At 68.3% G+C, this 12,280-nt stretch carries 5 protein-coding genes; 3 read left to right on the top strand and 2 right to left on the bottom strand.

The annotated features are described in order from the left end of the window. Window position 1: 1 nt before the first annotated feature. The 3 genes from MEBOL_RS38425 to MEBOL_RS38415 are packed head-to-tail and all read left to right on the top strand — an operon-like array spanning window position 2 to window position 10,323. Window positions 2-4,072 (top strand): type I polyketide synthase, encoded by a 4,071-nt coding sequence (locus MEBOL_RS38425; RefSeq protein ID WP_245919243.1) that lies wholly within the window; start codon window positions 2-4, stop codon window positions 4,070-4,072. Then, window positions 4,072-9,315 (top strand): MupA/Atu3671 family FMN-dependent luciferase-like monooxygenase, encoded by a 5,244-nt coding sequence (locus MEBOL_RS38420; RefSeq protein ID WP_245919241.1) that lies wholly within the window; start codon window positions 4,072-4,074, stop codon window positions 9,313-9,315. The genes MEBOL_RS38425 and MEBOL_RS38420 overlap by 1 nt, the downstream gene beginning before the upstream one ends. 18 nt (window positions 9,316-9,333) lie before the next feature. Continuing rightward, on the top strand, window positions 9,334-10,323 hold the full coding sequence (locus MEBOL_RS38415) for a fumarylacetoacetate hydrolase family protein (RefSeq protein ID WP_095982060.1): 990 nt from the start codon (window positions 9,334-9,336) through the stop codon (window positions 10,321-10,323). Between the two features lie 5 nt (window positions 10,324-10,328). Here MEBOL_RS38415 and MEBOL_RS38410 read toward each other — a convergent pair whose 3' ends face one another. Then, the gene (locus MEBOL_RS38410) at window positions 10,329-11,336 is read right to left on the bottom strand and encodes a carbon-nitrogen hydrolase family protein (RefSeq protein WP_095982059.1); all 1,008 of its coding nucleotides are present in this window, start codon (window positions 11,334-11,336) and stop codon (window positions 10,329-10,331) included. Further along, window positions 11,333-12,238, bottom strand: a complete 906-nt coding sequence (locus MEBOL_RS38405) for a class I SAM-dependent methyltransferase (RefSeq protein ID WP_095982058.1) — start codon at window positions 12,236-12,238, stop codon at window positions 11,333-11,335. Before MEBOL_RS38405 ends, MEBOL_RS38410 begins: the two co-directional genes overlap by 4 nt. Window positions 12,239-12,280 lie beyond the last annotated feature (42 nt).

Below are 12,280 nucleotides of genomic sequence, written 5' to 3'. Positions count from 1 at the left end.
CATGGAGAAGTTGGTTCGTGGTCTGTCGCCAGAGAAGCGCGTGAACCTGGCCAAGATGCTGCTGCGCTCCGCGGGCGAAAGCGTCCCGGAGAGCAGCGCCACCGAGCCCATCGCCATCATTGGCGTGGGGTGCCGGTTTCCGGGTGGAGCGAACAGCCCCGAGTCCTATTGGAAGTTGCTGAGCGGGGGCGTGGACGCGGTCCAGGAAGTGCCTTCCAGCCGCTGGGACGTGAACGCGTACTATGATCCGGATCCCTCGGTTCCGGGGAAGGTGTACACGCGCAACGGTGCCTTCGTGGACGGCGTGGATCTTTTCGATCCCTACTTCTTTGGCATTCCGCCCCGCTCGGCGGTGAACCTGGATCCGCAGCACCGCCTCCTGCTCGAGGTGACCTGGGAGGCGCTGGAGAACGCGGGGATTTCGCCTCGGAGCCTCGCGGGGAGCAAGACGGGCATCTTCGTCGGGGGGGCCACCGGCGAGTACACCCAGCTCCGGGCGGATGAGGGCGCCGACCGCATCGACGCGAGCTACCTCACTGGAACCCTGCTCACGTTCGCCACCGGCCGCCTGTCGCACTTCCTGGATCTCCAGGGCCCGAGCCTCGCCGTGGACACGGCATGTTCCTCCTCGCTCGTGGCGGTGCACCTGGCCTGTCAGAGCCTGCGCTCGGGCGAGTCCTCGCTGGCGCTCGTGGGCGGCGTGAGCCTGCTGCTCATGCCCCAGGGGTGGATCACCACCAGCAAGGCCCGCATGCTGGCCGTCGACGGCCGCTGCAAGACGTTCGACGCCTCCGCGGATGGCTACGGCCGTGGCGAAGGGTGCGGCATGGTCGTGCTCAAGCGCCTGTCCGAGGCCATCAAGGACGAGGACAACATCCTGGCGGTCATCCGTGGCACGGCGACCAACCAGGACGGGCACAGCAGCGATCTGACGGTGCCCAACGGGCTCGCGCAGCAGCAGGTCATCCGCAAGGCGCTGGATAACGCTGGGCTCCAGCCCGAGCAGGTGGACTACGTGGAAGCGCACGGCACGGGCACCGCGCTGGGCGACCCCATCGAGATGCGCGCCATTGGCGCCGTGTTCGGTCCCACGCGCGAGAAGTCTCGGCCGCTGCGCGTCGGCTCGGTGAAGACGAACATCGGCCACCTGGAGTTCGCCTCGGGCATCGCGGGCCTCATCAAGCTCGCGCTCAGCCTGAAGCACCGGGAGATCCCCGCCCATCTGCACTTCAAGCGGGGCAATCCCTATATCCCCTGGAACGAGCTGCCGGTGGAGATCCCCACGCAGCTCACGCCGTGGGCCGCCGGGCAGGGTCCGCGCGTGGCGGGCGTGAGCTCGTTTGGCGCCAGCGGAACGAACGCGCACGTGGTGCTGGAGGAGGCTCCGGAAGTGGAGCGGAAGGCCGAGGGCAAGGGCCGTCCGCTGCACGTGATGAGCCTGTCCGCGCGCAACGCCGAGAGCCTGCGGGAGCTGGCGAGCCGGTACGTGAAGTACCTGGAGGCGCACCCGGAAGCGAAGCTGGAGGAGGTGTGCTTCACGGCGAACGCGGGCCGGGCGCACTTCGCGCACCGGGCGGCGGTGGTGGCCGAGAGCGTGCAGCAGCTGCGCGAGCAGGTGGAGGCGCTGGCGAAGGGAGAGGCGCCGGAGCAGGGAGCGGTGAGCCGGGAGGCGGGAAGGGTGCAGGAAGTGGTGTTCCTGTTCACGGGCCAGGGCTCGCAGGCGGAGGGAATGGGCCAGGAGCTGTACGAGACGGAGCCGGTGTTCCGCGAAACCATGAAGCGGTGCGACGAGGTGTTGCGGCCGCTGATGGGGGAGTCGCTGGTGGAAGTGCTCTACGGAGGCAAGGGAGCACTGCTGAGTAAGGCGAGCGTGGCGCAGCCGGCGCTGTTCGCGGTGGAGTACGCGCTGGCGAAGGTGTGGATGGGGTGGGGAGTGAAGCCGGGGGCGGTGCTGGGACACAGCCTGGGCGAGTACGTGGCGGCGTGCGTGGCGGAGGTGATGAGCCTGGAGGAGGGGCTGGAGCTGGTGGCGAAGAGAGGCCAGCTGATGGAGGGTTTGGGGGAGAAGGGGAAGATGGTGGTGGTGATGGCGGAGGAGGGGAAGGTGCGCCAGGCGCTCAAGGGGAAGGAGAGCCGGGTGTCGGTGGCGGCGGTGAATGGCCCCCGGGAGACGGTGGTGGCGGGAGGGGAGAAGGAAGTGGAAGGGGTGGTGGAGGAGCTGAGGAAGGAGGGGGTGGAGAGCCGGGAGTTGAAGACGACGCACGCGTTCCACTCGCCGCTGATGGAGCCGATGCTGGAGGAGTACGGGAAGGTGTTGGGGAAGGTGAAGTGGGGGAGGCCGAGCGTGGAGCTGGTGGGGAACGTGAGCGGCAGGCCGGTGAAGGGGGAAGAGGTCAGCCAGGGGGAGTACTGGAAGAAGCAGGTGAGGGAGCCGGTGAAGTACTGGGAAGGGCTCAAGGGGCTGTACGAGAGGGGCCAGAGGGTATTCGTGGAGGTGGGGCCCAAGCCGACGCTGGTGGCGGTGGGGCGCAAGTACCTGGGGGAGGAAGGGGAGTGGGTGGGGACGCTCAAGCCGGGAGTGGGGGACTGGAAGCAGATGCTGGGCGGCCTGGCGAAGCTGTACGCGCGGGGCGTGGAAGTGGACTGGGCGAGCGTGAGCGCCGGAGGGGCGCGGCGTCGCACCTCCCTGCCCACCTATCCCTTCCAGCGTGAGCGCTACTGGATCGACTCGCTCATCCCCAACACGGATACGCTCGTGTCCTTCTACCGGAGCGTCGTGCACCTCCTGGAGGTCAACTCCGCGTTCGAGGTGCCCTCGCTGCGCTTCGCCACGTTGCGTGAGGTCATCCCGGGCTTCTCGTGGATCTCCCTCTACCGGCCCGAGCCCCAGGAGCAGAGCTACCGCGCCTACTACGACATCGCCCTCAAGGCGAACCAGGAGATGGCCCGCATCCTCTACCGGGGCGTCGACTTCTCGACGCGGACGCGCGTGCTCGACATCGGCTGCGGCCACGCGGCGGACCTCGTCGATCTCGCCCGGGCGCATCCGCACCTGGAGCTGCATGGCTGCAACATCTCGCCGGATCAGATCGAGGTGGGGCGTCAGCGCATCCGCGCGCTGGGGCTCGATGGCCGCGTCCTGCTGCACTACCAGGACAGCTCGCGGGATCAATTCCCGTCCACCTATGATCTGGTGATCGCCTACCAGGTCATCCACCACATCCGGGCCAAGTCGGACCTCTTCGCCAACATCAGCCGCAGCATGAAGCCCGGCGGCCTGCTGATCATGGCGGAGACCATGTCCAACATGGTCTCGCCCATCGAGCACCCCGAGTCGACCACCCAGTTCGTCCCCGTGGGCGAGTGGGCGGAACTGCTCGCGCGCAACCACCTGCGCGTCGTCGAGTGCGTGGACGCCACCCAGGAGATCGCCAACTTCCTGCACGACGCCGAGTTCCCGAAGAACTTCGAGCGGGTGACGCGGGACTCGGACGCGGTGACGCGCGAGCACCTGCACGGCATCCACATGCTGGGCGAGTTGCTCAGCCGCCGGCTCGCCGCCTACGGCCTGTTCATGGTGACGAAGGACGACTCGCGGGACGTGGAGACGCTGCGGCGCATCAACCGGACGCAGTTGAACAAGCAGTTGCCGTACGCCACGGCCTACAGCCAGGTGGAGGCCAAGCAGTACGTGGTCCCGCCCGTGCCCGAGGTGTCCGCCTCGGCAGCCGATTCGGAGACGAGCGCCTTCGCCCATGCGCTGCTCAACGCCGACGCCAGCCAGCGCGGGGTGTTGCTGGATGGCTACCTGCGTGAGCAGACCGCCAACCTGCTGCGGATGCCGGCCGCCAAGCTGGATCTGAGCCAGCCGCTGCACACGCTCGGCATGGACTCCCTGTTGACCATGGAGTTGAAGCACAAGATCCACGTGGAGACGGGGGTCAACGTGCCGCTGGACGAGCTGCTCGAGGGCGCGAGCCTCGCGCGTCTGTCCAAGAGCGTGGCGGAGCGGTTGTCGAGCACGGGCGTGGCCGCTCCCAAGGCGGCGGACTGGGAGGAAGGCGAGCTGTGATGATGAGCGCGGAAGAACTGGTGGCCGAGCTGTCCAGGCAGGGCGTCACGCTCTGGGTCGAGGGTGACCGGTTGAAGTACCGGGCGCCCAAGGGAGCTCTTTCTCCGGAGACCTTGAGCCTGGTCGCCGGCCATAAGGCCGCGCTCATTCAGCATCTGCGTCAGCTCGCCGCCGAGGGAGAGTCCGTTCATCCTCTCTCCCGGGGGCAGCAGGCGCTGTGGTTCGTCTCACAGCTCGCGCCTTCCAGCTCGGCGTACAACACGTCGCTGTCCATCCGGATCATCTCCGAGCTGGATGTCGCCGCGTTGCGCCGGGCCTGTCAGGCGCTGCTCGAGCGCCATGGGGCGTTGCGCACGACGTTCGCGACGCACCAGGGCCAGCCCATCCAGAAGGTGCATCAGCGCGGCACCGTCCACTTCGAACACGTGGAGGTGCCGGACCTGGCTCCCGAGGCGCTGCGGGCCCGGGTGATCCAGGCCTATGAGCTGCCGTTCTCCCTGGAGCGCGGGCCGTTGATGCGCGTGCACCTGTTCTCCCGGGGACCCCGGGACCATGTGCTGCTCTTCGTCATCCACCACATCGTCTATGACGGTTGGTCCCTGTTGATCCTCGGGGACGAGCTGGTGCGGCACCTGTACGGGGCGGAGAAGGCGGGCCAACCCGCCGCGCTGCCTCCGCCCCAGGCGACGTACGTGGACTTCGTGCGCTGGCAGTCCGAGATGCTGGCGGGGGAAGAGGGACAACGGCTCTGGGCCTACTGGTCCCGGCAGCTCGCGGACTCGCCGTCCGTGCTCGATCTTCCCTTCGCGCGCCCGCGCCCCGCGGTGCAGCACTACGCGGGCTCCTCCACGCGGGTGTCGCTGAGCAGCGCGTTGACCCAGCGCCTGCGCGCCCTGTGCGAGCGCGAAGGCGTCACGCTCTACAACACCCTCCTCGCCGCGTTCATGGTGCTGCTGCACCGCTACACGGGCCAGGAGGATCTCGTGGTGGGCTCGCCCACCCTGGGGCGCACCCAGCCGAAGTTCGCCCAGGTCGTGGGCAACTTCATGAACATGATCGCGCTGAGGGGAGACCTCTCCGGGAACCCCTCGTTCCGGCAACTGCTCGGGCGGCTGAGGCCCACGGTCGTCGGCGCGCTCGCCCATCAGGACTTTCCCTTCCACCTGCTCGTGGAGCGGCTCAACCCGGAGCGTCACTCCAACAGCACGCCCATCTTCCAGGTGGTCTTCATGCTGCAGCCCTCGCCCCGGGAGGATCTCTTCCAGGGCGACGAGCGGCAACCCGTGCTGCCGGGCGGTCTGGTGTTGCGGCCCTACGAGCTGCCGCAGCAGGAAGGTCAATTCGATCTCTCCCTGGAGCTGACGGAGTCGGACTCCGCTCTCGGCGGCGTGCTGAAATACAGCACGGATCTCTTCGATGAGGACGCCGCCACCCGCATCGTGGGGCATCTGGAAGCGCTGCTGCAGGGGATCGTCGACGCGCCCGATCAGCGCCTGTCCGACTTGCCCCTCCTGTCGGCCGCCGAGCGGCACCAGGTGGTGGTCGCGTGGAACGACACCGCGACCGAGCGGCCGCCCACGGCGTGCCTGCACACGTTGTTCGAGGCGCGAGCCGAGCGCTTCCCCGAGGCCACCGCCCTGGTCTGCGGGGAGCGGCGGTTGAGCTACCAGGAGCTGAACGCCCGCGCGAACGAGCTGGCGCATGAGCTGCGCGCGTTGGGCGTCGGCCCCGAGGTGCGCGTGGGGCTCTGCGTCCGGCGCGGCGTGGACATGGTGGTCGGCATGCTGGGCATCCTCAAGGCGGGAGGGGCCTATGTGCCCATGGATCCGGCCTATCCCGCGGACCGGCTCGCCTACATGCTCTCCGACTCGCGAGCGCCGGTGGTGCTGTGCGAGAAGCGGTCGCGGGGGCTCCTGTCCGCCCAGGACGTGAAGAAGGTGTGCCTGGACGATGGCGAGCGCGCGTCTTCCCGCGAGCGGAGCAATCCGAGCAGCGGGGTGACGGCCGACAACGTCGCCTACACCATCTACACGTCGGGCTCCACGGGCCGGCCCAAGGGCGTCATGGTCTGCCACCACACGGTGGATCGCTTCTTCGCGGCGATGGATGAGTCGCTGGACGGCCGGGGGGAGCCCGGCGTCTGGCTCGCGACGACGAGCATGTCGTTCGACATCTCCGTGTTGGAGATCTTCTATTCGCTGACCCGTGGCTTCCAGGTGGTGCTCCGCGAGGAGCGGACGACCCAGCAGCCCGTGCGCGCGGGAGCGTCCAAGCCGCTCGAGTTCAGCCTCTTCTACTTCGCCAGCGACGAGCGCGAGCGCTCGGGTGACAAGTACCGCCTGCTCATGGAGGGCGCGCGCTTCGCGGACGAGCACGGCTTCACCGCCGTGTGGACTCCGGAGCGGCATTTCCACTCCTTCGGAGGCATCTACCCGAATCCCTCCGTCGTCAGCGCGGCCATCGCGGCCACCACGCGCAACCTCCGCATCCGCGCGGGCAGTGTCGTGCTTCCGTTGCACAGCCCCATCCGCGTGGCGGAGGAGTGGTCCATCGTGGACAACCTCTCCGGCGGCCGGGTCGATCTGTCCTTCGCCTCGGGCTGGCATCCGAACGACTTCGTGCTCGCGCCGGAGCGCTATGCCGGGGCGCGCGGCCAGTTGATGTCGCAGATCGAGGCCTTCCAGAAGCTCTGGCGGGGCGATGCGGTCGTCTTCCCCAATGGCTTGGGCCAGGACGTGGAGGTCCGCACCCTGCCGCGGCCCATCCAGCCCGACGTGGCGATCTGGCTCACCGCCGCGGGCAATCCCGAGACCTTCCGCGCCGCGGGTGAACGCGGCCTCAACGTCCTCACCCACCTGCTTGGACAGAACCTCGCGGAGCTGGCGAAGAAGATTCAAATCTACCGGGACGCCTGGAAGGCGGCGGGTCATGGCCCCGGGGCGGGGCACGTCACGCTCATGCTCCACACGTTCCTGGGCGAGGATCGCGGCGCCGTGCGCCAGAAGGTCCAGGGACCGCTGCGCGAGTATTTGAAGAGCTCCGTGGGTCTGCTGCGCTCGGTGATTGGCCCGTTGCCGCATGGCGCCGAGTTCGAGTCCTTGAGCGAGGCGGACATCGATGTGCTGCTCTCCAAGGCGATCGAGCGCTACTTCGAGCAGATGGGCCTGTTCGGGACGGTGGAGAGCTGCCTGCCCATGGTCCACCAACTGCGCGAGCTGGGCGTGGACGAGATCGCCAGCTTGATCGACTTCGGCGTGGACATGGAGTCCACGCTGGCGGGGCTCCAGCATCTCAACGCGCTGCGGGAGCGGGCGACCTCGCGGGAGGAGAAGGAGGAGATCCCGGAGCTGGTGGCCCGGCATGGCGTCACCCACTTCCAGTGCACGCCGTCCATGTTGCGCATGCTGCTGATGGAGGCGGGAGGCGAACAGGCGTTGCGCCCGCTCAAGCGTCTGCTGGTGGGGGGCGAGGCCTTCCCGCTCGCGCTCGGTCAGCAGGCCCTGGCCTGCATGAAGGGCGAAGTGCTCAACATGTATGGGCCCACGGAGACCACCATCTGGTCCTCCTTCCACCAGATGGTGCGGGGGGAGTCCGTGCTTCCCATCGGGCGTCCCATCGACGACACGCGCATGTACCTGGTGGACAAGGGACTGCGGCCCGTGCCCGTGGGCGTGCCCGGCGAGCTGCTCATTGGCGGTGAGGGCGTGACGCGGGGCTATCTGGATCGTCCCGAGCTGACGGCGGAGCGCTTCATTCCGGATCCCTTCGGAAACGAGCCCGGCACCCGGCTGTACCGGACGGGCGATCTCGCTCGCTACCTGCCCGATGGGCGCATCGAGTTCCTGGGCCGCCTGGATCATCAGGTGAAGGTCCGGGGTGTGCGCATCGAGCTGGGGGAGATCGAAGCGGCGCTGCGGCAGCACCCGGAGGTGCGGCAGGCGGTGGTCCTGGCCCGCGCGGATGGCTCGGGCGAGGTGAACCTCGTGGCCTATGTCGTGGGGCAGTCGGCCACGGGGGTGACGTCCTCGGCGCTGCGGAGCTTCCTGCTGGACAAGCTCCCGGCCGCGATGATCCCCAGCCACTTCGTGCGCCTCGAGGCCCTGCCGCTGACGCCCAACAAGAAGTTGGATGTCCGTGCCCTGCCGGCGCCCGACGCGCCCGGGCCCGAGTTGCCCGCCGATCACGTCGCGCCGAAGGACGCCCTGGAGCTGGAGCTCGCCTCCATCTGGGAAGAGCTGTTCGACGTGCGCCCCATGAGCGTGACCCGGGGCTTCTTCCAGATGGGAGGACACTCCCTGCTGGCGGTGCGGATGATGTCCCGGTTGCGCGCGAGATTCGGCCGGCCCTTCCCGGTGTCCCTGCTGTTCCAGGCCGACACCATCCAGCAACTGGCGGCGGTGCTGCGCCAGCAAGGGGTGGCCCTCGAGAGCGGGCCGCTCGTGCGGATCCAGGAGAAGGGGGACAAGCCGCCGCTCTTCTTCGTGCATCCCACCGGAGGCGACGTGCTCTGCTACGCGGCGCTGGCGGGTCAGCTGGGGCCCCAGCAGCCGTTCTACGCGCTGCAGTCGCTGGTGGACGAGCAAGCCGCGTCCGTGGAGCAACTGGCGGCGCGCTACCTGGAGGAAGTCCGGAAGATCCGCCCGGCGGGGCCCTACCGGCTGGGAGGTTGGTCCACGGGTGGGTTGCTCGCGCAGGCCATGGCGCGGCGGCTGGAGGAGTCGGGCGAACAGGTCGAGCTGCTCATGCTCCTGGAGACCTGGGCGCCGGAGACCTACCAGCACGCGGACGAGCCGCGAGCGCTCATGGCGTGGTTCGCCACGGACGTGCTGGGCGGGCAGGGCGCGGCGCGGTTGGATCCGGCGCGACTGGATGCGCCCGATGAGAAGGCGCGGTTGGGCTACGTCTTCGAGCGGGCCCAGGCGCTCGGTGCGCTTCCGGGCGTCGATCTGGCCGAGCTGGAGCAGCGCTTCCGCGTCTTCGCGAAGAACGCCCAGGCGCTGTCCCGCTACCGGCCCGCGCCCTACCGGGGCAAGGTCGTCTTCCTCCAGGCGGAGGAGGCCGTACCCCTCGCGGGGGATTCCCTCCCGGATCCCTGGACGAGCTGGCGCGACAACCTGGCCCAGGCGCAACTGCTCCGGGTTCCTGGCAGCCACTACTCCATGCTGCAAGGGAGTCATGTCCAGACGGTCGCGCGGCGGTTGACGGATTGTCTGGACTCACTCACCCGAGCCGTATCCACTTGAGCGGAGGAGGTTCCTGTCATGGGTGTACATGTCGCGAGATTCAAGACTGGAAGTGAGATCCGCTGGGGCGTGGTTCAGCGGGATCGGCTCGTGGTCATTCCAGGCCAGTACGCCACGCTGGCCGGGTTCCTGGGTGAGGGGGCCGCGCACGCCCGCCGTCTGGCCGCGGCGCCGGAGGGTGAAACCCTCGCCGTGCGGGACGTGGAATTGCTCTCTCCCGTGACCGCGCCCTGCAACGTGGTGTGCCAGGGCCAGAACTACCGCAGCCACATGCTGGAGGTGGGGCAGGATCCGGAGGCGAAGAACTTCAACCAGTTCTTCCGCAAGGCCTCCTCGTCGCTGACGTCGGGCCACGGTGACATCGTCAAACCCGAGCGGGTGCGGATGCTCGACTATGAGATCGAGCTGGGACTCGTCATCGGGCGCCCGCTGTCCGGCCCCTGCCGCGTGGAGCGCGAGCGCCTGCACGAGTTCGTCGCGGGCCTGGTGATCTGCAATGACGTGTCCGCGCGCGACATCCAGCTCGCCGAGGGGCAGTGGTACAAGTCGAAGAGCTTCCGGACGTTCTGCCCCGCGGGCCCCTACCTGTACCTGCTCGACGCGGAGGACAACGCGCGGGTGATGAACCTCAAGCTCCACCTGTCCGTGAACGACCAGACCCGCCAGGACTCCAACACGTCGGAGATGGTCTACCCGCCCGAGGAGACCCTGTCGGAGCTGTCGGAGGTCATGGATCTGTTCCCGGGCGATCTGGTGATGACCGGGACGCCCCGGGGCGTGGCGGCGGGGCACAACGCGCCCAAGAACGCCAAGTGGATCAAGAAGTTCCTCACCGTGGTCATGTCGGAGAAGGAACTCACGCAGCTCGTCGTGAAGATGCAGACGCGCAATCCCGCCTACCTGAAGGAAGGCGATGTCGTGCGCGCCACCATCTCCAGTCCGGATGGCTCCATCCACCTGGGGACGCAGGAGAGCCGGGTGGTCGCCGCGGGCCGCGCCTCCGCCTGAGGGCTTCAGGGAGGCGTGGCGGCTCCGGACTGGACGCGCTGGGCGCTCTGCTTGCGCTGCGCGCTGCGCCGGTAGCTCCGGCGGGCCAGCCACTCCATCGCGCCGATCTTGAACGCGAGCGAGGCCGTGGCGAACGTCGGCTCGCCGAGCGAGGTCCAGCCCCAGCGCCCCTTGGCCTGGGCGATCTTCCGCGCATCCCCCGGGTAGTCGGCGGGCCGCAACTCGACGGTGTCGACGATGACGCCTTCTTCTTCCTCGCCGAGCGCGCGGAGCCTGGCGCCCGTGGCCGACACGATGGCGGAGCGGCCCAGGAAACGGTCCGTCTTCACCATGGAGCCCATGGGCGGGGGCAGGGGGCTGTTCCAGGGGCCGCATTGGTTGGCGAGCACCACCGGGACGCCGAAGTGGCTCGCGTAGCGCACCGGCAGCGTCTCCATCTGCCGGCGTGACGCCTCGATGAGCTCCGCGGGGAACGTCTTGGGGTTCTCGTGCGGCACGCAGTAGCAGTGCGGCATGAGGTGGAGCTGCGCCCGCTGGCCCTCGATGCACGCGGCCATGTCCCCGAAGTGGTTGTCCGCGCAGATGCCCACGCTGAATCGCCCGAGCTCGCAGTCGATCACACAGGGATCGTCACCACTTCCCCGGAACCAGTACGCCTCGTAGGAGGGCGCGCGCCGCTTGCGGACCTTGTGGATCCGCCCCGCCGGGGAAGCGAGGACGAAGGCGTTGTAGAAGTCGTCCCCCTCCGCCTCCAGGAAGGAGGTCCCCAGGTGGACGCCCCACTGCGCGGCCTGTTGCTTCAGGAAGCGGACGGTGGGCCCGTCCAGGGTCTCTCCCGCCTTCCAGACGTCCGCGCTCTGCAGATAACCCGTGGGGTAGAACTCCGGGAGCAGCAGCAGTTGGGCGCCCTGCTCCGCGGCGCGTTGAATGAAGGGACGGGCGTGTTCCAGGTTGTGCTGGACGCGCCCGTTCTCGGAGCGGAGCTGCAGGGCGGCGACCCGAAGGGAACTCATGCCGGGGAGGGCGCCGTGACCTGGGCGTGAACGATGCACAGGAAGCTGGAGGTGCGGCAGAGCAGTGCGCCATCGCTCTTCGTCAGGTACTTGCGCTCCATTTCCGCGGAGCCGATCTGCGACACCACCTCGAACCCCCGCTTGCGCAGGAAGACATCCGTGGCGTTCTCATCGATGCCGAACGTCATGGGATGGCCGAGCTCCGTCAGCACGTCGATCCACTGCTGGACGCCAGGATGGCGTGGGCTGTTTCCCTTGAGCGCGCCCTGGTCGACGAAGTCGAAGGCGATGCTGCTCTTGGGCGGCGAGTTGCGCGCCACGAAGCCGAGCGTCTGATCGATGGCTTCCTCGGTCAGGTACATGCTCACGCCTTCCCAGAGGAAGAAGGTGCGCTTGGTGCGATCGAACCCGGCGGCGGGCAGCACGTCCTCGAGCCGCTGAGCGTCGAAGTTGATGGGGACGTAAGTGACCCACTCGGGCAGACCGCCGAACAGCGTCTTGATCCGCTTCTTCTTGCGCTCCTGGGTCGCCTGCAGATCCAACTCGAAGAGCCGGACCTTGGAGAGGCGCTCACGGAAGCGGTACGCGCGGCTGTCGTAGCCCGCGCCGAGCAGCACCACCTGCTCGGCGCCCTCGTCGAGGGCCCGCGCGAAGATGGCGTCCAGGTGCAGCGTGCGCGCCGTGGCGTAGCCGTAGGCGCCCGGCAACTTGTTGCCGTAGTACGACGTCATCCACGAGCGCAGGGGCGATACCGTCAGGAGCGCGCGGGAGACGGGACTGAGGAATCCCGCCGCCATGAAGTCGGGGTTGCGGACGCGGGCATCCGACTCTTTCGCGCCAATGGCACGCCACATCGCGACGCCTTCCGCGGTCCGGTCGGCTCGTGTCTTCGTCTGGTTCATTCTTGAAGCATACCTGTATGAATCAAGGGCTCGCAACAAGAA

Source organism: Melittangium boletus DSM 14713 (assembly GCF_002305855.1).
Classification (GTDB): domain Bacteria; phylum Myxococcota; class Myxococcia; order Myxococcales; family Myxococcaceae; genus Cystobacter; species Cystobacter boletus.
Note: the sequence above shows the minus strand (reverse complement) of the source record. Positions and strands in the feature narration are given on the sequence as shown.